This window comes from Streptomyces sp. SDr-06 (assembly GCF_003324565.1).
In the GTDB taxonomy this organism is placed as follows: domain Bacteria; phylum Actinomycetota; class Actinomycetes; order Streptomycetales; family Streptomycetaceae; genus Streptomyces.
The window spans coordinates 547,341-570,034 of the sequence record NZ_QOLA01000003.1; the positions used below are offsets into that span (position 1 = coordinate 547,341).

At 71.8% G+C, this 22,694-nt stretch carries 23 protein-coding genes; 19 read left to right on the forward strand and 4 right to left on the reverse strand.

Features of this window, described 5'->3' with window-relative positions:
- Positions 1-50 precede the first annotated feature (50 nt).
- Positions 51-914: an SCO6745 family protein gene (locus tag DT019_RS10795; RefSeq protein ID WP_114036559.1), complete on the reverse strand. Its 864-nt coding sequence runs from the start codon at positions 912-914 to the stop codon at positions 51-53.
- A gap of 120 nt (positions 915-1,034) precedes the next feature.
- Between DT019_RS10795 and DT019_RS10800 the strand changes: the two genes are divergently transcribed.
- Together DT019_RS10800 and DT019_RS10805 are read left to right on the forward strand one after the other, a co-directional pair.
- Complete coding sequence (locus DT019_RS10800) at positions 1,035-1,997, forward strand: GlxA family transcriptional regulator (RefSeq protein ID WP_114036560.1); 963 nt, start codon at positions 1,035-1,037, stop codon at positions 1,995-1,997.
- Positions 1,998-2,016: 19 nt separating this feature from the next.
- Entirely contained in the window at positions 2,017-2,655 is a 639-nt protein-coding gene (locus DT019_RS10805) for a DJ-1/PfpI family protein (protein ID WP_114036487.1), read from the forward strand.
- Here the strand turns inward: DT019_RS10805 and DT019_RS10810 are convergent.
- Positions 2,627-3,394, reverse strand: coding sequence for an enoyl-CoA hydratase/isomerase family protein (locus DT019_RS10810; RefSeq protein ID WP_114036488.1), 768 nt, complete (start codon positions 3,392-3,394; stop codon positions 2,627-2,629). The two genes, DT019_RS10805 and DT019_RS10810, sit on opposite strands and share 29 nt — an antisense overlap.
- A gap of 74 nt (positions 3,395-3,468) precedes the next feature.
- Here DT019_RS10810 and DT019_RS10815 point away from each other — a divergent pair, with 74 nt between their 5' ends.
- Together DT019_RS10815 and DT019_RS10820 are read left to right on the forward strand one after the other, a co-directional pair.
- Positions 3,469-4,146 carry an HdeD family acid-resistance protein gene (locus DT019_RS10815; RefSeq protein WP_114036489.1) on the forward strand — a complete coding sequence of 226 codons (678 nt, stop codon included), beginning with the start codon at positions 3,469-3,471 and terminating at the stop codon, positions 4,144-4,146.
- A 135-nt stretch (positions 4,147-4,281) separates the two neighbouring features.
- Complete coding sequence (locus DT019_RS10820; protein ID WP_114036490.1) at positions 4,282-4,782, forward strand: ATP-binding protein; 501 nt, start codon at positions 4,282-4,284, stop codon at positions 4,780-4,782.
- Here the strand turns inward: DT019_RS10820 and idi are convergent.
- Together idi and DT019_RS10830 are read right to left on the reverse strand one after the other, a co-directional pair.
- Complete coding sequence (idi, locus tag DT019_RS10825; protein ID WP_114036491.1) at positions 4,757-5,359, reverse strand: isopentenyl-diphosphate Delta-isomerase; 603 nt, start codon at positions 5,357-5,359, stop codon at positions 4,757-4,759. The two genes, DT019_RS10820 and idi, sit on opposite strands and share 26 nt — an antisense overlap.
- 116 nt (positions 5,360-5,475) lie before the next feature.
- A complete protein-coding gene (locus DT019_RS10830; RefSeq protein WP_114036492.1) occupies positions 5,476-6,417 on the reverse strand; it encodes a cation diffusion facilitator family transporter in 942 nt (313 codons plus the stop codon).
- A 411-nt stretch (positions 6,418-6,828) separates the two neighbouring features.
- Between DT019_RS10830 and DT019_RS10835 the strand changes: the two genes are divergently transcribed.
- From DT019_RS10835 to DT019_RS10905, 15 genes are all read left to right on the forward strand, one after another.
- Complete coding sequence (locus DT019_RS10835; RefSeq protein ID WP_114036493.1) at positions 6,829-8,634, forward strand: DUF5941 domain-containing protein; 1,806 nt, start codon at positions 6,829-6,831, stop codon at positions 8,632-8,634.
- On the forward strand, positions 8,631-9,368 hold the full coding sequence (locus DT019_RS10840; protein ID WP_114036494.1) for a sugar phosphate nucleotidyltransferase: 738 nt from the start codon (positions 8,631-8,633) through the stop codon (positions 9,366-9,368). Before DT019_RS10835 ends, DT019_RS10840 begins: the two co-directional genes overlap by 4 nt.
- Entirely contained in the window at positions 9,356-10,417 is a 1,062-nt protein-coding gene (locus DT019_RS10845) for an iron-containing alcohol dehydrogenase family protein (protein ID WP_114036495.1), read from the forward strand. Before DT019_RS10840 ends, DT019_RS10845 begins: the two co-directional genes overlap by 13 nt.
- Positions 10,395-11,174, forward strand: coding sequence for a CDP-alcohol phosphatidyltransferase family protein (locus DT019_RS10850; protein WP_114036561.1), 780 nt, complete (start codon positions 10,395-10,397; stop codon positions 11,172-11,174). Before DT019_RS10845 ends, DT019_RS10850 begins: the two co-directional genes overlap by 23 nt.
- An 8-nt stretch (positions 11,175-11,182) precedes the next feature.
- Positions 11,183-12,055, forward strand: a complete 873-nt coding sequence (locus DT019_RS10855) for a glycosyltransferase family 2 protein (protein WP_388973959.1) — start codon at positions 11,183-11,185, stop codon at positions 12,053-12,055.
- A gap of 62 nt (positions 12,056-12,117) precedes the next feature.
- Entirely contained in the window at positions 12,118-12,999 is an 882-nt protein-coding gene (locus DT019_RS10860) for an ABC transporter permease (RefSeq protein ID WP_114036497.1), read from the forward strand.
- Positions 12,992-13,801, forward strand: a complete 810-nt coding sequence (locus DT019_RS10865) for an ABC transporter ATP-binding protein (RefSeq protein WP_114036498.1) — start codon at positions 12,992-12,994, stop codon at positions 13,799-13,801. The genes DT019_RS10860 and DT019_RS10865 overlap by 8 nt, the downstream gene beginning before the upstream one ends.
- A 401-nt stretch (positions 13,802-14,202) precedes the next feature.
- Positions 14,203-15,114, forward strand: coding sequence for a squalene synthase HpnC (gene hpnC / locus DT019_RS10870; RefSeq protein WP_114036499.1), 912 nt, complete (start codon positions 14,203-14,205; stop codon positions 15,112-15,114).
- The gene (gene hpnD, locus DT019_RS10875) at positions 15,111-16,061 is read left to right on the forward strand and encodes a presqualene diphosphate synthase HpnD (RefSeq protein ID WP_189389403.1); all 951 of its coding nucleotides are present in this window, start codon (positions 15,111-15,113) and stop codon (positions 16,059-16,061) included. Before hpnC ends, hpnD begins: the two co-directional genes overlap by 4 nt.
- A gap of 136 nt (positions 16,062-16,197) precedes the next feature.
- Positions 16,198-17,580: a hydroxysqualene dehydroxylase HpnE gene (gene hpnE, locus DT019_RS10880; RefSeq protein ID WP_114036501.1), complete on the forward strand. Its 1,383-nt coding sequence runs from the start codon at positions 16,198-16,200 to the stop codon at positions 17,578-17,580.
- Entirely contained in the window at positions 17,577-18,686 is a 1,110-nt protein-coding gene (locus DT019_RS10885) for a polyprenyl synthetase family protein (RefSeq protein ID WP_114036502.1), read from the forward strand. The genes hpnE and DT019_RS10885 overlap by 4 nt, the downstream gene beginning before the upstream one ends.
- Before the next feature lie 108 nt (positions 18,687-18,794).
- A complete protein-coding gene (shc, locus tag DT019_RS10890) occupies positions 18,795-20,789 on the forward strand; it encodes a squalene--hopene cyclase (protein ID WP_114036503.1) in 1,995 nt (664 codons plus the stop codon).
- Positions 20,789-21,439, forward strand: a complete 651-nt coding sequence (locus DT019_RS10895) for a 1-hydroxy-2-methyl-2-butenyl 4-diphosphate reductase (RefSeq protein WP_114036504.1) — start codon at positions 20,789-20,791, stop codon at positions 21,437-21,439. The genes shc and DT019_RS10895 overlap by 1 nt, the downstream gene beginning before the upstream one ends.
- 5 nt (positions 21,440-21,444) lie before the next feature.
- On the forward strand, positions 21,445-22,467 hold the full coding sequence (gene hpnH, locus DT019_RS10900) for an adenosyl-hopene transferase HpnH (RefSeq protein WP_114036505.1): 1,023 nt from the start codon (positions 21,445-21,447) through the stop codon (positions 22,465-22,467).
- A gap of 4 nt (positions 22,468-22,471) precedes the next feature.
- A partial coding sequence (locus tag DT019_RS10905) for a flavodoxin-dependent (E)-4-hydroxy-3-methylbut-2-enyl-diphosphate synthase (protein WP_189389406.1) occupies positions 22,472-22,694 on the forward strand: 223 nt, incomplete at its 3' end.

Below are 22,694 nucleotides of genomic sequence, written 5' to 3' on the forward strand. Positions count from 1 at the left end.
CTCGCTGAGCCTGAGGCGCCATTGTGGCAGGCGGCGCCGACAATCGACGATCAGCCCTTGCCGACCAGGTCGGCCGGGAAGCCGCCCGCCAGCGCCGCCGTCACCAGGAACCCCTTGGCGAGTTCGGTGAGCCGCGCCACGTCCCGCTCGCCGAGGAGTTCGTACGGGGCGAGGTCGAGGCGGTCGGTGCGGTCCTCGAGGTCGGCGCGCAGCGCCACGCCCGCCTCGGTCAACTCGCCCTCGCCGTCCAGCAGTCCGCGCGCGCGGAGCCGGCCGGCCGCCGCGTCCCAGTCCGACTGCTCCCAGCCGCGCGTGGCCATGACCCAGGTGCGGGCCATGCCCTTGCCGGTCGCGGTGTGGCTGACCAGCGCCTCCAGCGGGTCGAGCTCCAGAGCGAGCAGGGCGGTGAGGTGGGCGTCGCCCCGGTGCTCGCGCAGCAGCGTGGCCGCGTGCCAGTAGGCGAGGTGGGGCTGCTCGGGCACGGGAAGGTCGGCGTGCGCGGCGTACAGGGGGCGGGCGTGGCGGGTACAGCCCTCGGCGGCGCGCAGGGCGAGCCGGGCCGCCTCCGCCATCTCGTCCGAGGCGACGGCCTCCTCGCCGAGCAGCCTGCGCAGCGTGCTGTCGACGGCCCTCAGGCGGGCGGCGAGCACGGCCTCGGGGGAGGCGGTGCGCCACACGGCGGGCAGGTGCCGGGCGATCAGGTCGTGGCGGAAGTTGTAGAAGGTGGCCGCCACGACCCCGGGGCCCACGGCGCCCATCGCGGCGGCGCGCCCCGCGAAGTAGGCGGCGCCGCGGTCCTCGATGCCGAGCCCGGCGAGCTCCTTGGTGAAGTCCGGCGAGAAGTAGACCGTGGCGTGCAGGGAGTTGAGGGGGCTGTGGCAGTGGCGTCCGGCGCGCGGGGGGAGAGAACTCATGCCCAGCACGTTACCGACTGGTCGGTACGGCGGGAAGGGGTGGGAGGATGCCCGGGCGGTGGCAGGAAAGGTGGGCTTCTCGTCATTGCGGCCATCGTGGGCCGCGACCAGGATGAGGACATGACGCAGCGCTCCGTCCTGGTCGTCCTCTTCGACGACGTCCAGAGTCTCGACGTGACCGGACCGGCCGAGGTGTTCGGCGCCGCGGGCCGCGCCGTCGGGGACCGGGCCGCCTACCGGGTGCGCTTCGCCTCGCTCGACGGCGCCCCGGTCACCTCGCACAGCGGGCTGCGGCTCATGGCCGACTCCGCGCTCACGGACGCCGGACCGGCCGACACCCTGCTCGTCCCGGGCGGCGACGGTGCCCTCGCGCCCGACCCGGCCCTGCTCGACTGGCTGCGGGAGCACGGCCCCCGGGCCCACCGGCTCGTCTCCGTGTGCACCGGCTCGCTGCTGCTCGCCGAGGCCGGGCTGCTCGACGGGCGCCGGGCCACCACGCACTGGGCGCTGTGCTCCCGGCTGGCCCGGAACCACCCCGCCGTCGACGTCGAACCGGACCCGATCTTCGTGCGGGACGGCAACATCGCCACCTCGGCCGGGGTCACCGCGGGCATCGACCTCGCGCTGGCCCTGGTGGAGGAGGACCACGGCAGGGAGGTGGCCCTGACCGTCGCCCGCAACTTCGTGGTGTTCCTGCGCCGCCCGGGCAACCAGGCCCAGTTCAGCGTCCAGCTCGCCGCGCAGACCGCCCGCCGCGAGCCGCTGCGCGAACTCCAGCGGTGGATCGCCGAGCATCCGGACGGCGACCTCTCGGTGGCGGCCCTCGCCCAGCGGGCCAGCCTCTCGCCCCGCCACTTCGCCCGCGCCTTCCACGCCGAGACCGGGATCACCCCCGGCCGCTACGTCGAGCGCGTCCGCCTGGAACACGCCCGCCGTCTGCTCGAAGAGAGCCAGGGCAGCGTCCAGGAGGTCTCCCGCGCCGCCGGCTACGGCACCCCCGAGGCGATGCGGCGCGCCTTCGTCAAGACGCTGGGCACGGCCCCCGCCGAGTACCGCCGCCGCTTCCGCCCCGCCCCCGCGTAGCTCACCGAAGAGGAGTCCCATGCAGATAGCCGTCGTCCTGTATCCCGGCTTCACCGCCCTGGACGCGATCGGTCCCTATGACACCCTCAGCCGGCTCCCCGGCGCCGAGACGGTGTTCGTGGCCGAGCAGGCCGGACCCGTGAGCAACGAGAGCGGGAGCCTGACCCTGGTCGCCGAGAAGTCCTTCGCCGAGGTGACCCGGCCCGACCTCGTGATCGTGCCGGGCGGGCCGCCCGAGGCCGTCGAGCCGCATCTCGACGGCGGGCCGCTCCTCGACTGGCTGCGCGTCGCCGACGCCGCCTCGACCTGGACGACGTCGGTGTGCACGGGCTCGCTGCTGCTCGCCGCGGCCGGGCTCCTCACGGGCCGCCGCGCGACCTCGCACTGGCTGGCCCTGGACCGGCTCGCCGCGTTCGGCGTGACGCCGACGGGGGAGCGGGTCGTCATGGACCACAAGTACGTCACCGCGGCCGGCGTCTCCTCCGGCCTCGACATGGGGCTCGCGCTGATCGGGCGGATCGTCGGGGACCGCTACGCCCAGGCGGTCCAGCTCCTCGTGGAGTACGACCCGCAGCCGCCCTACGACGCGGGCTCGCCCGACAAGGCCCCCGCCGACCTGGTGGAGCACTTCAGGACGAAGGGCTTCCCTCAGGACTGAGCGGCCAGGTGAAGCGCGGGGCGCGGCGCTCCAGGAAGGCGGCGATGCCCTCCGCGGTGTCACCGCTCGCGCGTTCCTGGCCCGCCCAGTGCGCGTCCCGGTCGGTCCTGCCGTCCGCGAACTCCTTGGCGGCGGCCTGGGTGAGCCGGGAGCGCGAGAGAAGGACCCGGGTGAACTCGGCCACGCGCCGCTCCAGTTCACCCTCCGCCAGCACCTCGTCCACCAGACCGGTGCGCAGCGCCCGGCCGCTGTCGATCAACTCCCCCGAGAACAACAGGTACTTGGCGGTCGCGGGCCCCACCAGGGTGGCCAGCCGCCGGGTGGAGGACGCCGGGTAGACGATGCCGAGCTTCGAGGGCGTGATGCCGAACAGGGCGTCCTCGCGCGCGAACCGCAGGTCGCAGGCGGCCGCGAGCTGACTGCCGCCGCCCACGCAGTGGCCGCGCACGACGGCCAGCGTCGGCAGGGGAAAGGCCGCCAGCGCCTCCTCGGCCCGTACCGCGAGCGCCCGCGGGTCCTCGCCCGGCTCCCGCAGCGTCGAGATGTCGGCGCCCGCGCAGAACGTGTCGCCCGCCCCGGTCAGCACCAGCGCCCCTACGCCCGGATCGGCGGCCAGGGTGTCGAGCAGCGGCGGCAGCGCGCGCCACATCGCGGAGGTCATCGCGTTGCGCTTGGCGGGGTTGCTGATGACGACGGTGGCGACGCCCTCGACGAGGCTCTGCTCCAGCTGCGGCTGCATGCGCGGGATGCTATCCGGGCACCCGAAACCTATGATCACAAGGGGGCCGCTCGCGGATCACCGAGGAGACGCCGATGGCCGGAACGAAGCAGAACGTCGGGCGTGAGGGCAGGAAGCTGAGCCGCGGCTTCGGCGTCCTCGCCGTGCTCGGGGCGATCCTGGTCCTGGCCGGTCTTGTGGGTCTCGGCTACACCGAATTCGCCACCCTGACCACCATGCTGCTGTTCGGCTGGCTGCTGCTCGTCGGCGGCGTCGTGGGCCTGGCCCACGCGATCCAGTCGCGCGGCTCCAGCTTCTTCTGGCTCGGTGTCGTGGTCGCGGCGCTGAACCTCGCCGCGGGGGTGGTGATCATCCGCCGTCCCGAGGGCAGCGCCGAGGCGCTCACGATGTTCGCCGCCCTGCTGTTCCTGACCGGCGGCGTCTTCCGCCTCGCGGGCAGCGTGGTGGTACGCGGGCCGCAGTTCGGCTGGACGCTGGTGCAGGGCGCGTTCGGGGTGCTCCTGGGGATTCTGGTGCTCGCGAACTGGCCGAGCAACAGCCGGTACGTCATCGGCTGTTTCTTCTCGCTCGCCCTTCTGTTCGACGGGCTCGGGCTGATCGCCATCGGACTGGGCGGACGCAGAATCGTCACTCTTGTGAGTGACGCGGTGACCCCGCCGGAGGCCGGGAACGGCACACATCCGATGTCTCCGACACCCCCGCAAGCCATGGCAAAGCCCTCAGAGGGGGATCAGAACCCGCCGGAGAGATGACGTTCTCAGGCGTTGGGGGTCAAAAGGCGGCGATAGACGCTGACTTCTGGTCAGTCGGTCGGGTCGGACGCAGGCATTCCCGACACTTTTCAGCAGACGGGTGTGCTGTCGAGCCGCGAGGGTGGGTGCCGGAACATGGAGATCCGCGGGAGCCTGCCGCCCGAACCCGCCGCTCCGGCCAGACAGCAGTCGTACGAGGGCGTGTGGCGCTTCACCGCTCCCGCCGTCGACGTCTCCGTCCCCCAGGCCCGGCACGCCGTGCGCGACCTGCTGCGCCGACAGGGCGTACCGGCCCACGACGACCTCGTCCAGGGGCTGCTGCTCATCGTCTCGGAGCTGGTCACCAACGCGGTCAGGCACGCGGCCCTGCTCTCCCCGCAGGTGGCCGTCGAGGTGGCCATCGGCGCCGAGTGGATCCGGGTGTCCGTCGAGGACAACCACCCCTACCGCCCCAAGGCCCTGGAGACCGACTACGGCCAGACCGGCGGCAGGGGGCTGCTCCTCGTGCGGGAGATCACCGAGGAGGCCGGCGGGGTGTGCGACGTCGAGCAGACCGCCAACGGCGGAAAGATCGTCTGGGCCGCACTCCCGCTGGCCCCCCTGCCCGGGATCACCAGCCCGCGTCGGGCCCCGTGAGCTCCTTGACCGCGGGCCGCGCCGCGTCGAGCACCGTCATGAACCACGCCGAGAACGGGGCGCGGGCGTGCCGCTCGGCGAGCTCCTTCGGCGTCACGAACGCCGTCTCGCCGACCTCCTCCGCGTCCGGCCGCAGCGGGGACTGCACCAGGCCCACGAAGAGGTGGTTGTACTCCTGCTCCACCAGGCCCGAGTCCGGATCCGGGTGGTTGTAGCGCACCGTGCCCGCCTCCGCGAGCAGCGTCGGGGAGATGCCGAGCTCCTCGTAGGTGCGCCGGGCGGCCGCCGCGAACGGGGACTCGCCGGGGTAGGGGTGGCCGCAGCAGGTGTTGGACCAGACGCCGGGGGAGTGGTACTTGCCGAGCGCCCTGCGCTGGAGGAGCAGCCGGCCGGCCGGGTCGAAGAGGAAGACGGAGAACGCCCGGTGCAGCTGACCGGGCGCCTGGTGGGCGGAGAGCTTCTCCGCGGTTCCGATGGTGTTGCCGCTCTCGTCGACGAGTTCGAGCAAGATCTCTGGTGCGGCGCCCGCGGTCCCGTTCGACGAGTTGTTCGCCGTGGTGGCTGGTGTGCTCGGCATAACCATCCTTCGCTTCGGTCCTCGGCTGCCCAGTCTGCCGTACAAAAGCGGCGTGTCCGCCATTGACCGGCATCCGCATGTCCTGCCCCACGCGGGGCCCGGGGAACCGTGCGCCGTCAGTGGCAGAGCCTCGCCTCGTGCTCGGCGTGGCCGCCCGGCTCCAGCTGGAAGGTGCAGTGCTCGACGTCGAAGTGGTCGCCCAGGCAGCCCTGCAGTTCGTGCAGCAGCTTCTCGTGGCCCACCGAGTCGAGCACCTCCTGGCTCACCACCACGTGCGCCGAGAGCACCGGCATCCCGGACGTGATCGTCCACGCGTGCAGATCGTGCACGTCCTCCACGCCGGGCAGCTCCACGATGTGCGCCCGCACCTCCGCCATGTCCACCCCCTTGGGCGCCGACTCCAGGAGCACGTTGAGGGTCTCGCGCAGCAGCTTGACGGTCCTGGGCACGATCATCAGGCCGATCACCAGGGAGGCGATCGGGTCGGCCGCCTGCCAGCCGGTGGTCATGATGACCAGGCCCGCCGCCACCACGGCCGCCGAGCCGAGCGCGTCCGAGAGCACCTCGAGGAAGGCGCCGCGCACGTTGAGACTGTCCTGCTGCCCCTTCATGAGGAGCGAGAGCGACACCGAGTTCGCCACCAGGCCGATCAGGCCGAAGACGACGGCCGTGCCGCCCGCGGTGTCGGCGGGCTCGACGAAGCGGCTGACCGCCTCGAACAGGACGTATCCGCCCACCCCGAGCAGCAGCAGGCAGTTGGCGAGCGCGGCGAGGATCTCGGCGCGGGCGTACCCATAGGTGCGGTTGCCCTCGGCCGGGCGGTTGGCGAAGTGGATGGCGAGGAGCGCCATCGCGAGCCCGAGGCCGTCCGTCGCCATGTGGGCCGCGTCCGCGACGAGCGCCAGGGAGTCCGCGAGCAGACCGCCGACGATCTCCACGACCATCACGGTCAGTGTGATGCCGAGTGCGATGCGCAGCCGCCCCCGGTAGGCGAGCGCCGCCGTGCCGGTCGGCGGCGGGCTGCCGTGCGTGTGTCCGTGGTCGTGCCCAGCCCCCATGAAGGCCCTCCCGGATCCGTGGGTGATCAGTGGTGACGTCGGTGTACGAGGGGCCAGTGAACTACGGGTAGGGGGTATGTGCAACACGGGACTGAACACCGTTGTCATGTGCTCTGACCTGCGGAAATGCTCGCAGGTCAGAGCGCCGGGGAGATCGCCGCGTCCTCCTGGAGGGTCGCCCGGAGCGGCGGGCGGGGCGGCGGTGTTCGAACGCGGTTTGTGGGCTGCGCCCTTGATCGACGATGATGATCGCGGCGCCCGCGCACTGGGCGCTCCCCGGCCGCGGTGGGCGCGAACGGCCAGTGAATTCCCGCTTCCGTGCATCCGATAGCCTCTGCCGACGTGCCGCCCGCCCCGTGCCGGGCCGGGCCGTTGGACGCCAGCCATGTCAGTCGCAAGGAGTGAGTTCGTCTGTCGACCGCCATCCTTACCGGTCCGCCGGTGCCCGGATCGCAGCTCGGACCCGATCTGCGCGCGCTGGGATTCGACGTGCAGAACGCCTTCCTCCCCGACGACCTGCCCCGCCTGCTCGCCGAGGTGCCGGCCGGTGAACGTGTCGCCCTGGTCGACCCGCGTTTCCTCGGCCACGTCCACGCGCTGCGTCTCGCCCTGACCGACCCCCGCTTCCCGGCGGCCGCCGTGACCGGGGCCCTCACCGTCCAGGCCGAGGCCCGCGCGGCGCTCGCCCGCACCCTGGCCAGCGGCCCCGCGGCGCCCGCGGCCCGCACCCGTACGACCTCGGTGCTCACCGACGACATCGCCGCGGCCCTCGAAGCCGACGGCGTCGCGGTGCACCGCCCCGAGCTGGGCTCGCTGGTCGCGACCGTCCCCGCGGACGAGGCCGCCGCCGTCGCCGCGAGCCAGGCCGTCGCCGCCGTCGACGACGAGGCCGTCCGGCTGCGCAACGCCGTGAAGTCCCGCGACGGCTTCTTCACCACGCACTTCATCAGCCCCTACTCCCGCTACATCGCCCGCTGGTGCGCCCGCCGGGGGCTGACCCCCAACCAGGTCACCACCGCCTCGCTGATCACCGCGCTGATCGCGGCCGGCTGCGCGGCGACCGGGACGCGCGGCGGCTTCGTCGCGGCCGGACTGCTGCTGATCCTCTCCTTCGTCCTGGACTGCACCGACGGGCAGCTCGCCCGCTACTCGCTCCAGTACTCGACGATGGGCGCCTGGCTCGACGCCACCTTCGACCGCGCCAAGGAGTACGCCTACTACGCGGGCCTCGCCCTCGGCGCGGCCCGGGGCGGCGACGACGTATGGGCGCTGGCGCTCGGCGCGATGGTCCTCCAGACCTGCCGCCACGTCGTGGACTTCTCCTTCAACGAGGCGCACGTCGTGGGCACCGACGCGTCCGCCAACACCAGCCCCACCGCAGCCCTCTCCACCAAGCTCGACTCGGTCGGCTGGACGGTCTGGGTGCGGCGCATGATCGTGCTGCCGATCGGCGAGCGCTGGGCGATGATCGCCGTACTGACCGCTCTCGCCACGCCCCGCATCGTCTTCTACGCGCTGCTCATCGGCTGCGCCTTCGCCGCCTGCTACACCACCGCGGGCCGGGTGCTGCGCTCGCTCACCCGCCGCGCCACCCGCACCGACCGCGCGGCCCGGGCGCTCGCCGAGCTCGCGGACAGCGGGCCGCTCGCGCAGCTGGTCGCGGCGAAGGCGCCCCGGATCCCGGGCGCCCCCGTGGTCGCGGCCGTCGGCGCGGCGGCCCTCGTCGCCACGGCCCTCACCCAGCCCGTCGGCAGCCGCCGGATGATCGTCGCCGCCGTCCTCTACGCGATCCTGTCCGGCCTCGCCGTCGCCCGCCCCCTCAAGGGCGCCCTCGACTGGCTCGTGCCGCCACTCTTCCGGGTGGCCGAATACTGCACGGTCCTGGTCCTGGCGGCCCGGTCGGAGGTGGACGGGGCGCTTCCCGCGGCCTTCGGGCTCGTCGCGGCCGTCGCCTACCATCACTACGACACGGTCTACCGCATCAAGGGCGGCTCCGGCGCGCCGCCGCAGTGGCTGGTGCGGCTGATCGGCGGCCACGAGGGCCGCACGCTCGTGGTGACGGTGCTCGCCGCCGTCCTCGCCACGCGAGACACAGACTTCACCCTGGCGCTCACCGCCCTCGCGGCGGCCATCGCGCTCGTGGTGCTTGTGGAGTCCATCCGCTTCTGGGTGTCCTCCGGAGCACCTGCCGTACATGACGAAGGAGAAACAGCATGATTGGCCTCGTACTGGCAGCCGGTGCCGGACGGCGTCTGCGCCCCTACACCGACACGCTCCCGAAGGCCCTCGTGCCTGTCGACGGTGACACCACCGTCCTGGACATCGCGCTGAAGAACTTCGCCGAGGTCGGCCTCACCGAGGTCGCCATCGTGGTCGGCTACCGCAAGGAAGCCGTCTACGCGCGCAAGGAGGCCCTGGAGGCCAAGTACGGCGTCGCGATCACGCTCATCGACAACGACAAGGCCGAGGAGTGGAACAACGCCTACTCCCTGTGGTGCGCGCGCGAGGTCCTCAAGCGCGGTGTGATCCTCGCCAACGGCGACACGGTCCACCCCGTCTCCGTCGAGAAGACCCTGCTCGCCGCGCGCGGCAACGGCCAGAAGATCATCCTCGCCCTCGACACGGTGAAGAACCTCGCCGACGAGGAGATGAAGGTCATCACCGCCGAGGGCAAGGGCGTCCAGCACATCACCAAGCTGATGGACCCGGCGACCGCCACCGGTGAGTACATCGGCGTCACGCTGATCGAGGCCGAGGCCGCCGAGGAGCTCGCCGACGCCCTGAAGACCACCTTCGAGCGCGACCCCGACCTCTACTACGAGGACGGCTACCAGGAGCTCGTCAACCGCGGCTTCACCGTCGACGTGGCCCCCATCGGCGAGGTGTCGTGGGTCGAGATCGACAACCACGACGACCTCGCGAAGGGCCGTGAGATCGCGTGCCAGTACTGACGCGCCTCATCCCCTCGCCGGTTGTCGTCGACATCCGGCGGGGGGCGCTGGACGACCTCGCGGTCGTCCTGGCCGACCAGCGCATCTCCGCCAACGGCAACCTGGCCATCGCGGTCAGCGGCGGCTCGGGGCAGAAGCTGCGCGAGCGGTTCGCCCCGCTGCTGCCGGGCGCCGAGTGGTACGCGGTCGACGGCGGCACCATCGACGCGGCGGTCAAGCTCGCCGACCAGATCCGCGGCAAGCGGTACGACGCGGTCGTGGCGCTGGGCGGCGGGAAGATCATCGACGTCACGAAGTACGCGGCGGCCCGCGTCGGGCTCCCGATGGTCGCGGTCGCCACGAACCTCTCGCACGACGGCATCTGCTCGCCGATCTCGACCCTGGACAACGACAACGGGCGCGGCTCCTACGGCGTGCCCACCCCGCTGGCCATCCTGATCGACCTGGACGTGATCCGGGACGCGCCCGCGCGCTTCGTGCGCTCGGGCATCGGCGACGCGATCTCCAACCTGTCGGCGATCGCGGACTGGGAGCTCTCGCACCGCGAGACCGGGGAGCCCGTCGACGGCCTGGCCGCCGCCATGGCGCGCAGCGCCGGCGAGGCGGTCCTGCGCCACCCGGGCACCGTCGGCGACGACGACTTCCTGGTCACCCTCTCCGAGGGCCTGGTCATGTCCGGCATCGCCATGTCGATCAGCGGTGACAGCCGGCCCTCGTCCGGCGCCTGCCACGAGATCAGCCACGCGTTCGACCTGATGTTCCCGCGGCGCGCCGGCAGCCACGGCGAGCAGTGCGGCCTGGGCGCGGCGTTCGCGATGCACCTGCGCGGCGCGAAGGACCAGTCCGCTCTCATGGCCGAGGTGCTGCGCCGCCACGCGCTGCCGGTGACCGCGGAGGAAATCGGCTTCACCGCCGAGGAGTTCGTCCAGGCCGTCGAGTTCGCGCCGCAGACCCGCCCCGGCCGCTACACCATCCTCGAGCACCTCGACCTGTCCACCGACCAGATCAGGGACGCGTACGCCGACTATGCCAAGACCATCCGTAGCTGAGCTCCGCCCGGTCGTGCACCCGGCGGGTGTGAAGGACCGGGTCAGCGGAGAACACTGGGGCGGCCGCCTGTACATGCGCGAGATCTCGCTGCGCATCACCCGCCTCCTGGTCACCACCAAGGTCACCCCGAACCAGCTGACCTATCTGATGACCCTCAGCGGTGTCCTCGCCGCCCCGGCGCTGCTCGTGCCGGGCGTGTGGGGTGCTGTTCTCGGCGTCGTGGCCGTCCAGGGCTATCTGCTGCTCGACTGCGTCGACGGCGAAGTCGCCCGCTGGAAGCGGCAGTTCTCGCTCTCCGGGGTCTACCTGGACCGGGTCGGGGCCTATCTGTGCGACGCGGCGGTCCTGGTCGGCTTCGGCCTGCGCGCCGCCGATCTCTGGGGCGGCGGCCGGATCGACTGGCTGTGGGCCTTCCTCGGTACGCTCGCGGCGCTCGGCGCGATCCTGATCAAGGCCGAGACCGACCTCGTCGGCGTCGCCCGGCACCAGGGCGGGCTGCCCGTGGTCAAGGACGCGGCGGCGACTCCGCGCTCCTCCGGCGTCGCGCTCGCCCGCAGGGCCGCCGCCGCGCTGAAGTTCCACCGGCTGGTCCTCGGCATCGAGGCGTCGCTGCTCATCCTGGTCCTCGCGATCGTGGACCAGATCCGGGGCGACCTGTACTTCTCGCGCCTGGGCGTGGCGGTGCTGGCCGGCATCGCGCTCCTGCAGACGCTGCTGCACCTCGTGTCCATCCTCGCCTCCAGCAGGCTGAAGTGAGCGCCCCGATGAAGGTCGGCGCGGTCGTCATCACCATGGGCAACCGCCCCGCCGAGCTGCGCGCCCTGCTCGACTCGGTCGCCAAGCAGGACGGCGACCCTGTCGAGGTCGTCGTGGTCGGCAACGGCGCGCCCGTCCCGGACGTCCCCGAGGGCGTACGCACCGTCGAACTGCCCGAGAACCTGGGCATCCCCGGCGGACGCAACGTCGGCATCGAGGCGTTCGGCCCCTCGGGCGCCCAGGTCGACGTGCTGCTCTTCCTCGACGACGACGGCCTGCTCGCCCACACCGACACCGCCGAGCTGTGCCGCCAGGCCTTCGCGGCCGACCCGGAGCTCGGCATCATCAGCTTCCGGATCGCCGACCCGGAGACCGGGGTCACCCAGCGCCGCCACGTGCCGAGGCTGCGCGCCGCCGATCCGATGCGCTCCTCGCGCGTGACGACCTTCCTCGGCGGCGCCAACGCCGTGCGCACCCGGGTGTTCGCGGAGGTCGGCGGGCTGCCCGACGAGTTCTTTTACGCCCACGAGGAGACCGACCTCGCCTGGCGGGCGCTCGACGCGGGCTGGATGATCGACTACCGCGCGGACATGGTCCTGCACCACCCGGCGACCGCCCCCTCCCGGCACGCGGTCTACCACCGGATGGTGGCCCGCAACCGGGTCTGGCTGGCCCGGCGCAACCTGCCCGCGCCGCTCGTCCCGGTCTACCTCGGCGTCTGGCTCCTGCTGACACTGGCGCGCAAGCCGTCCGGCCCGGCGCTCAAGGCGTGGTTCGGCGGTTTCAAGGAGGGCTGGACGACGCCCTGCGGACCGAGGCGGCCCATGAAGTGGCGTACGGTCTTCAGGCTGACCCGGCTGGGCCGTCCCCCCGTCATCTGAGACTCTCGGCTCTGAGACCTCTGAGACCATCGGGTACTTCTTGAACACGAAAGTTTTCACTTGTGAGTGACACAACCCTGTCCCCGGCGGACCTCGCCGCCAAGCACGGGCTGTCGGTGAGCGGGGCCCGGCCCGGGCTCTCCGCTTACATCAAGCAGCTGTGGGGCCGGCGCCACTTCATCCTGTCGTTCTCGTCGGCCAAGCTCACCGCGCAGTACAGCGAGGCGAAGCTCGGCCAGATCTGGCAGGTGGCGACGCCCCTGCTGAACGCGCTGGTCTACTACTTCATCTTCGGCGTCCTGATGAACGCGAAGCGGGGCATCGACGCGAACGCGTACATCCCGTTCCTGGTCACCGGCGTGTTCCTGTTCACCTTCACGCAGAACTCGCTGATGGCCGGCGTACGGGCGATCTCGGGCAACCTGGGCCTGGTGCGGGCGCTGCACTTCCCGCGCGCCTCGCTGCCCGTCTCCTTCGCGCTGCAGCAGCTCCAGCAGCTGCTCTTCTCGATGATCGTCCTGATGATCGTGGTGGTCTCCTCCGGCTTCATGCCGGGCATGACCTGGCCCTTGATCATTCCGGTGCTCGCGCTGCAGTTCGTCTTCAACACCGGCCTGGCGCTGATCTTCGCCCGGCTCGGCGCCAAGACGCCCGACCTCGCCCAGCTGATGCCGTTCATCATGCGTACGTGGATGTACTCGTCCGGCGTGATGTTCAGCCTCGCCACGGTGCTCAAGGGCAAACCCCACTGGCTGAAGGACATCCTTCAGTGCAACCCCGCCGCGGTCTACATGGACCTGGCGCGCTACGCCCTGATGGACGGCTACGGCGGCCACGCGCTGCCCCCGCACGTGTGGGCCCTCGCGGTCGGCTGGGCGGTCGTCGTCGGCGGGCTGGGCTTCGTGTACTTCTGGAAGGCTGAGGAGCGGTACGGCCGTGGCTGAGGACATCAAGGACCGCGTCGCGGTCGAGGACGCGCGCATTCCCACCGTCATCTGCGACGACGTGCACATCGTGTACACCGTCAACGGTGGCGGCGGCGGGAAGGGCAGCGCGACCGCCGCCCTGAGCCGCATAGTCAAGCGGGACAAGACCGGCGGAGCCTCCCGGGGCATGCGCCGGGTGCACGCGGTGAAGGGCGTGTCGTTCACCGCCTACCGCGGCGAGGCGATCGGCCTGATCGGCTCCAACGGCTCGGGCAAGTCGACGCTGCTGCGGGCCATCGCGGGCCTGCTGCCGCCCGAGAGCGGCCGGGTCTACACCGACGGCCAGCCCTCGCTGCTCGGCGTGAACGCGGCGCTGATGAACGACCTGACCGGCGAGCGCAACGTGATCCTCGGCGGCCTGGCCATGGGCATGTCGCGCGAGGAGGTCAAGGCCCGCTACGAGGAGATCGTCGACTTCTCCGGCATCAACGACAAGGGCGACTTCATCTCCCTGCCGATGCGGACGTACTCCTCCGGCATGGCGGCCCGGCTGCGGTTCTCCATCGCGGCGGCCAAGGACCACGACGTCCTCATGATCGACGAGGCGCTGGCCACCGGTGACCGCCAGTTCCAGATCCGCTCCGAGGAGCGCATCCGGGAGCTGCGCAAGCACGCCGGAACGGTCTTCCTGGTGAGCCACAGCATCGGCTCCATCCGGGACACCTGCGACCGGGTCCTGTGGCTGGAGCGCGGCGAGCTCCTCATGGACGGGCCGACCGACGAGGTCGTCAAGGCCTACCAGAAGGAATCCGGCCGCTGACGCCCCGTCACCCGGTCCACACGTGATCCGGAGCCCCTGTCGATCAACCCCGGCAGGGGTTTCCGCGTCCTAGGGTGTGCCCGGACAGTCAAGATCCCGTCAAGTTGCCAGTGTGCGGGGAAGGTTGGGCCGGATTGGAGTGTTGTTGTAATGCTCGCAACACCCCGACGTGTTGTCGGCCGTTGTACAACGTAAGCTGTACCGGTGCTGATTCGCGGCAAGTGGGGTAATACGCCCCGGGCTCCTCGCGTGACGGGCCGCCCCGTCCGGGGAGGTCAGGCGGCGTGTCCGAAATAGGATGTTTTGGGTCGGCGGTGTAGAACGGGAGATGTGACGGCCATGGCTACGGAAAATCTCCAGCTCAAAGGGACGGCCGCCGTTCCCGCGCCGGGCGGTACCCGGTGACCCCAGTCCGGGACGCGCGCACCGGACCCTCCTCGCGCACCACGCTCGACAAGGCCACGGAGGAGAACTTCCCGGTGGCCCCCTTCTTCCTGCCGCGCGCCTGGCGCGACGACCTGATGGCCGTCTACGGCTTCGCCCGGCTCGTCGACGACATCGGTGACGGCGACCTCGCCCCCGGCGGCGCCGACGCCCGCCACCTCGGAGTGGACCCCGCCGACGCGGACGACCGGCTCGCCCTGCTCGACGCCTTCGAGACGGATCTGCGCCGCGTCTTCGACGGGAGCCCGCGCCACCCCCTGCTCGCCGCCCTGCGGCCGACCGTGCGCCGCTGCGCGCTGACCCCCGAGCCGTTCCTCGGGCTGATCGCGGCCAACCGCCAGGACCAGCGGGTCCGGCGGTACGAGACGTACGAGGACCTCCTCGCCTACTGCGAGCTCTCGGCCAACCCCGTGGGGCGGCTCGTCCTCGCCATCACCGGCACCGCGAGCCCGGAACGCGTGCGCCGCTCCGACGCCGTCTGCACGGCGCTGCAGATCGTCGAGCACCTCCAGGACGTGAAGGAGGACCTCGGCCGGGACCGGATCTATCTGCCCGCCGAGGACATGGCACGGTTCCACGTCACGCGGGCCGATCTGGCCGCCCCCAGCGGGAGCGCCTCGGTGCGTGCCCTGGTCGCGTTCGAAGCGGAACGCGCCGGGTCGTTGCTGAATGAAGGCACCCCCCTGGTGGGTAGCGTCCACGGCAGACTCAAGCTGCTGCTGGCCGGATTCGTGGCCGGAGGACGCGCCGCGCTCGACGCGGTCGCTGCCGCCGGCCACGACGTACTCCCGGGGCCGCCCAAGCCCACCAAGGCAAGGCTGATGCGCGAGGTGGGAGCCGTCTTGCGAAGAGCGCGTAGAGAGGGGTGAGCCGGACAGTGGAGGCACAGGCACCCGTGTCCGCACCGGTACAGGCCGCATACAGCTACTGCGAGGCCGTGACCGGTCAGCAGGCGCGCAATTTCGCGTACGGCATCAGGCTGCTGCCCGCCGACAAGCGGCAGGCCATGTCGGCGCTGTACGCGTTCTCGCGCCGGGTCGACGACATCGGTGACGGGACGCTGGCCCACGACGCCAAGACGTCCCGCCTGGAGGAGACCCGGGCCCTGCTCGGGCGCATCCGCGACGGCGAGGTCGACGAGGACGACACCGACCCGGTCGCGGTGGCGCTCGCGGATGCGGCGCGCCGCTTCCCGATCCCGCTCGGCGGCCTCGACGAGCTCATCGACGGCGTCCTCATGGACGTGCGCGGCGAGAGCTACGAGACCTGGGACGACCTGAAGGTCTACTGCCGGTGTGTCGCAGGCGCCATCGGCCGCCTCTCCCTGGGCGTTTTCGGCACACAACCGGGCGCGCCGGGCAGCGAACGCGCCCCCGAGTACGCCGACACGCTGGGGCTCGCCCTGCAACTCACCAACATCCTCAGGGACGTTCGCGAGGACGCCGGGAACGGGCGGACCTACCTTCCCTCCGACGACCTCGCCAAGTTCGGCTGCTCCACGGGTTTCAACAGCTCCGTGCCGCCGGCCGGCTCCGACTTCGCCGGGCTCGTCCACTTCGAAGTGCGGCGCGCCCGGGCCCTGTTCGCCGAGGGCTACCGGCTGCTTCCCATGCTGGACCGGCGCAGCGGCGCCTGCGTGGCCGCCATGGCCGGAATCTACCGGCGGCTGCTCGACCGCATCGAGCGCGATCCCGAGGCGGTGCTGCGCGGGCGGGTCTCCCTGCCCGGCCGGGAGAAGGCGTACGTCGCGGTACGCGGACTGTCGGGTCTGGACACGCGGCATGTCTCCCGTCAGACCGCCAGGAGGCGCGCCTGATGCACCACGCGTACCCGGACGAAGGGCTGAGGACCATTACGCAGGCCCGACGTGCAACTTCCCGGCGCTTCGAGACGTCCCTGACTGCATCCGCCCGCCGTGCGCACCCCGCCGGCGCGGCACCAGGGGAGGGCGCATGAACGACGCGCGGCCCACACGCGCGGTGGTGATCGGCGGCGGGCTCGCCGGGATCACCGCGGCGCTCGAACTCGCCGACGCCGGCCTGGACGTGACCCTCATCGAGGGCCGCCCGCGTCTGGGCGGCCTGGCGTTCTCCTTCCGGCGCGGCGAACTCACCGTGGACAACGGGCAGCACGTCTACCTGCGCTGCTGCACCGCCTACCGGTGGTTCCTCGACCGCGTCGGCGGGGCCGAACTCGCCCCGGTCCAGGCCAGGTTGGACGTTCCCGTCCTGGACGTGGCGCACCCCAGGGGCCCCCGGCTCGGCCGGCTGCGCCGCGACGCGCTGCCCGTACCGCTGCACCTGGGGCGCAGCCTGGCCACCTACCCGCACCTCTCGCTCGCCGAGCGGGCCTCCGTCGGGCGCGCCGCCCTCGCCCTCAAGCGCCTGGACCCGGCCGACCCGGCCCTGGACGGCGTGGACTTCGCGACCTGGCTGGGCCGGCACGGCCAGTCGGACCGCACCATCGAGGCCCTGTGGGACCTGGTCGGCGTGGCGACCCTGAACGCCACCGCGCCGCACGCCTCGCTGGGCCTGGCCGCCATGGTCTTCAAGACCGGCCTGCTCTCCGAGGCGGGCGCGGCCGACATCGGATGGGCCCGCGTGCCGCTCGGCCACCTCCACGACACGCTGGCCCGCAAGGCCCTCGAATCGGCGGGCGTGCGCACCGAGACACGCGCCAAGGCCGAGTCCGTCTCCCGTACCGAGGGCGGCGGCTGGCAGGTCCGGATGGCCGGCGAGACGCTGGACGCCGAGGTCGTGGTGCTCGCCGTGCCCCAGCACGAGACGTACGACCTGCTGCCCGAGGGCGCGCTCGACGACCCGGGCAAGCTGCTCGACATCGGGACCGCGCCGATCCTCAACGTCCATGTCGTCTACGACCGCAAGGTGCTGCGCCGGCCCTTCTTCGCCGCGCTCGGCAGCCCGGTGCAGTGGGTCTTCGACCGCACGGACTCCTCCGGCCTCCAGGGCGAGGGGCAGTATCTGGCCATCTCCCAGTCGGCCGCCGAGGACGAGATCGACCTGCCCGTGGCCGAACTGCGCGGGCGCTACCTCCCGGAGCTGGAAAAGCTGTTGCCCGCGGCGCGCGGCGCGGAGATCCTCGACTTCTTCGTCACCCGGGAGCGGACAGCGACGTTCGCCCCCACCCCCGGCGTAGGACGGCTACGGCCGTCGGCGCGGACCCGCGCGCAGGGCCTGTACCTGGCCGGCGCGTGGACCGCGACCGGCTGGCCCGCGACCATGGAGGGCGCCGTGCGCAGCGGGTTCAGCGCCGCCGGTGCCGCTCTCTCCGCCCTCGGCCGCCCCCACGTTCATCCGCTTCAGGAGGCGGCATGACTGTTAGCAGTACTGGAACAAGAGGAGAGACTGTGCCGACTGTGCCTTCGGCTTCGGCGAATCCGGCTGTGGACACCGTGGACGTCAACGCCCTGCTGGAGCGGGGGCGTGCGCTGTCGACACCGGAGCTGCGCGCGGCCGTCGACCGGCTCGCGGCTCCCATGGACACCGTCGCCGCCTACCACTTCGGGTGGATCGACGCCCAGGGCCGCCCGGCGGCCGGCGACGGCGGCAAGGCCGTCCGGCCCGCGCTCGCGCTGCTCTCCGCGGAGGCGGCGGGGGCCGCCGCCGAGGTCGGGGTGCCCGGCGCGGTCGCGGTGGAGCTCGTGCACAACTTCTCGCTCCTGCACGACGACCTCATGGACGGTGACGAGCAGCGCCGCCACCGCGACACGGTGTGGAAGGTGCACGGCCCGGCGCAGGCGATCCTCGTGGGCGACGCCCTGTTCGCGCTCGCCAACGAGGTCCTCCTGGAACTCGGCACGGTCGAGGCGGGCCGCGCCACCCGCCGACTCACCACCGCCACACGGAAGTTGATCGACGGTCAGGCCCAGGACATCTCCTACGAGCACCGCGAGCGGGTCACCGTCGAGGAGTGCCTGGAGATGGAGGGCAACAAGACGGGCGCGCTGCTCGCCTGCGCCGTCTCCATCGGCGCGGTGCTCGGCGGGGCCGACGACCGGACGGCCGACACCCTGGAGGCCTACGGCTACCACCTCGGGCTCGCCTTCCAGGCCGTCGACGACCTGCTCGGCATCTGGGGCGACCCGGACGCCACGGGCAAGCAGACCTGGAGCGACCTGCGCCAGCGCAAGAAGTCGCTGCCGGTCGTCGCCGCGCTCGCCGCGGGCGGCCCGGCCTCCCTCCGGCTCGGCGAGCTGCTCGCCGCCGACGCCAAGAGCAATGACTTCGACAGCTTCTCCGAGGCGGAGTTCGCCACCCGGGCCGCCCTGATCGAGGAGGCCGGCGGCCGCGAGTGGACCTCCCAGGAGGCGCGCAGGCAGCACGCCATCGCGATCGAGGCGCTGAGCGCCGTCGACATGCCGGAACAGGTCCGCGCGCAGCTCACCGCGCTGGCGGACTTCGTCGTCGTACGAAAGAGATGATCACCATTCCCATATGACTCGCAGTCGCCGGAAGGGCCCGGGAGACCGGGCCCCCTTCCGACGGAGACCCCAGCACAGCAGAAGTAGCTACTGCACGAAGGGGAAGCCATGACAGCGACGACCGACGGAAGCACCGGGGCCCCGCGGCCCCGGGCCGCCGCGGCCAGAAGGACAACCGGGACCGCGGCCGGCCCGGAGGCGGTACTCGACGCCGCGCGCCGGGCCGCGGAGCGCGGGGTCGAGCACCTGCTCGCGCGCCAGGACGCCCAGGGCTGGTGGAAGGGCGACCTGGAGACCAACGTCACCATGGACGCCGAGGACCTGCTGCTGCGTCAGTTCCTCGGGGTGCAGGACGAGAAGACCCTGCACGCGGCCGCCCTGTACATCCGGGGTGAGCAGCGCGACGACGGCACCTGGGCCACCTTCTACGGCGGACCGGGTGAGCTCTCCACCACCGTCGAGGCGTATGTCGCGCTGCGACTGGCCGGGGACCGGCCCGAGGACGCGCACATGGCCCGCGCCTCCGCCTGGATCCGGGCCAACGGCGGGATCGCCGCGTGCCGGGTGTTCACCCGCATCTGGCTGGCCCTGTTCGGCTGGTGGAAGTGGGACGACCTGCCCGAGCTGCCGCCCGAGCTGATCTTCCTGCCCAAGTGGGTCCCGCTCAACATCTACGACTTCGGCTGCTGGGCCCGCCAGACCATCGTGCCGCTCACGGTGGTCTCGGCCAAGCGGCCGGTGCGGCCCGCGCCCTTCGCGCTCGACGAGCTGCACACCGACGCCCGCCACCCCAATCCGGCCAAACCCCTTGCCCCCGTGGCGAGTTGGGACGGGGCCTTCCAGCGGCTCGACAAGGTGTTGCACGCCTACCACAAGGTGGCGCCGCGCAAGCTGCGCCGGGCCGCGATGCGCTCCGCCGCCCGCTGGATCATCGAACGCCAGGAGAACGACGGCTGCTGGGGCGGCATCCAGCCGCCCGCCGTGTACTCCGTGATCGCCCTGCACCTGCTCGGCTACGACCTCCAACACCCCGTGATGCGGGCCGGGTTGGAGTCCCTCGACCGGTTCGCGGTGTGGCGCGAGGACGGCGCCCGGATGATCGAGGCCTGCCAGTCCCCGGTGTGGGACACCTGCCTGGCCGCCATCGCCCTGGCCGACGCCGGTGTGCCGGCCGACCACCCCGCCCTCGTCAGAGCCGCCGACTGGATGCTGGGCGAGGAGATCACCCGGCCCGGCGACTGGGCCGTGCGCAGGCCCCAACTCGCCCCGGGGGGCTGGGCGTTCGAGTTCCACAACGACAACTACCCGGACATCGACGACACCGCCGAGGTGATCCTGGCGCTGCGCCGCGTCAAGCACCCGCAGCAGGACAAGGTCGAGGCCGCCATCGCGCGCGGGGTGCGCTGGAACCTCGGCATGCAGTCGAAGAACGGAGCCTGGGGCGCGTTCGACGCCGACAACACCAGCGCCTTCCCCAACCGGCTGCCCTTCTGCGACTTCGGCGAGGTCATCGACCCGCCGTCGGCCGATGTCACCGCGCACGTCGTGGAGATGCTCGCCTACGAAGGCAGGGCGCACGATCCGCGCACCCGGCGCGGCATCGAGTGGCTCCTGGCCGAACAGGAGGCCAACGGCGCCTGGTTCGGGCGCTGGGGCGTCAACTACGTCTACGGCACCGGGTCGGTGGTGCCCGCGCTGATCGCGGCCGGGATCCCCTCCGCGCACCCCGCGATCCGCCGCGCGGTCGGCTGGCTCGAATCCGTGCAGAACGACGACGGAGGCTGGGGCGAGGACCTGCGCTCCTACGGCGAGACCGAGTGGATGGGCCGGGGCCCCTCGACCGCCTCGCAGACCGCTTGGGCGCTGCTGGCGCTCCTCGCCGCGGGGGAGCGGGACGGCAGGGCGGCCGAGCGCGGCATCGCCTGGCTCGCCGAGAACCAGCGCGAGGACGGCTCCTGGGACGAGCCGTACTTCACCGGTACGGGCTTCCCGTGGGACTTCTCGATCAACTACCACCTCTACCGGCAGGTGTTCCCGCTGACGGCGCTCGGGCGCTACGTCCATGGAGAACCGTTCTCCCTCAACAGCACCAAGGGGAGTTGATGGACACACCCCAGGCGTCGCAACCCGTACCGATGGTGATCGCCTGTGCGCTCACCATCGAGCGGCTCGCGCTGCGCGGCGCCCGCGCCGGCGCGGGCACGGGCCCGCCGGTCACCGTGCTGCGCAGCGGCATGGGCCCCAGGGCCGCCGAGCGCGCCGTCCTGCGCACCCTCGGCGAGGCCGCGACGCGCGACGCGGCGGTCATCGCCTCAGGCTTCTGCGCCGGCCTCGTCCCCGGAATGCACCCCGGGGACCTGGTCGTCGCCGAGGAAACCCGCGACCCGCGGGGCACCACGGTGTGCACCGACACCGAGGTGCTGGCCAAGGCGCTCGCCGAGGCGCTGCCGGGCCGCACCGTCCACACCGGGCCGCTCACCGGGTCCGACCACGTCGTACGGGGCCCCGAGCGGGCCGATCTGCGGGCGACCGGGGCGATCGCGGTGGACATGGAGTCCGCCGCCACGCTCTGGGCCGCCCAGCAGGCCGGAGCCCGCCCGGTTGCGGCCGTACGGGTGGTCGTGGACGCTCCAGAACATGAACTCGTCCGGATTGGCACGGTGCGCGGTGGAATATCAGCCTTCCGCGTTCTTCGTGCCGTCCTTCCCGCTTTCTTTGAATGGCACCGTTCTTTGCTGCTCCCCAGGAGGTGAGCCAGATGGCCATGCCGCTTCGTCAGTCCATCAGGGTCGGGACCTATCTCTTTGAACAGAAGTTGCGCAAGCGTGACAAGTTCCCGCTGATCGTCGAGTTGGAACCGCTCTTCGCCTGCAACCTGAAATGCGAGGGCTGCGGAAAGATCCAGCATCCGGCCGGGATCCTGAAGCAGCGCATGCCGGTGGCCCAGGCCGTCGGGGCGGTGCTGGAGTCCGGTGCGCCGATGGTCTCCATCGCGGGCGGCGAGCCCCTGATGCACCCTCAGATCGACGAGATCGTGCGGCAGTTGGTGGCGAAGAGGAAGTACGTCTTCCTCTGCACCAACGCGCTCCTGATGCGCAAGAAGCTGGAGAAGTTCACACCCTCGCCGTACTTCGCCTTCGCCGTGCACATCGACGGGCTGCGCGAGCGGCACGACGAGTCGGTGGCGAAGGAGGGCGTGTTCGACGAGGCGGTGGAGGCGATCAAGGAGGCCAAGCGCCGCGGCTTCCGGGTCACCACCAACTCGACCTTCTTCAACACCGACACCCCGCAGACCATCATCGAGGTGCTCAACTTCCTCAACGACGACCTCAAGGTCGACGAGATGATGATCTCGCCCGCGTACGCCTACGAGAAGGCGCCCGACCAGGAGCACTTCCTGGGCGTCGAGCAGACGCGGGAGCTCTTCAAGAAGGCGTTCGCGGGCGGCAACCGCGCCCGCTGGCGGCTCAACCACTCGCCGCTCTTCCTGGACTTCCTGGAGGGCAAGGCCGACTTCCCGTGCACGGCGTGGGCGATCCCCAACTACTCGCTCTTCGGCTGGCAGCGGCCCTGCTACCTGATGAGCGACGGGTACGTGCCGACGTACCGGGAGCTGGTCGAGGAGACCGACTGGGACAAGTACGGCCGCGGCAAGGACGAGCGGTGCGCGAACTGCATGGCGCACTGCGGCTACGAGCCGACCGCCGTGCTCGCGACCATGGGGTCGCTGAAGGAGTCGATCAGGGCGGTCCGCGAGACCGTCCAGGGAAACCGCGGGTGATGTGATGAGCCTCGGAGAGCCGGTCTCCCTGGGGCTCCCCGTGCTGCCGGCCCGGCCGCCGGCGGTGCGCCGCACCTCGCGGCGCATCCAGGTCGGGTCGGTGGCGGTGGGCGGGGACGCACCCGTCTCGGTGCAGTCCATGACGACGACGCGGACGTCGGACATTGGTGCGACGTTGCAGCAGATCGCCGAGTTGACGGCGTCGGGCTGTCAGATCGTGCGGGTGG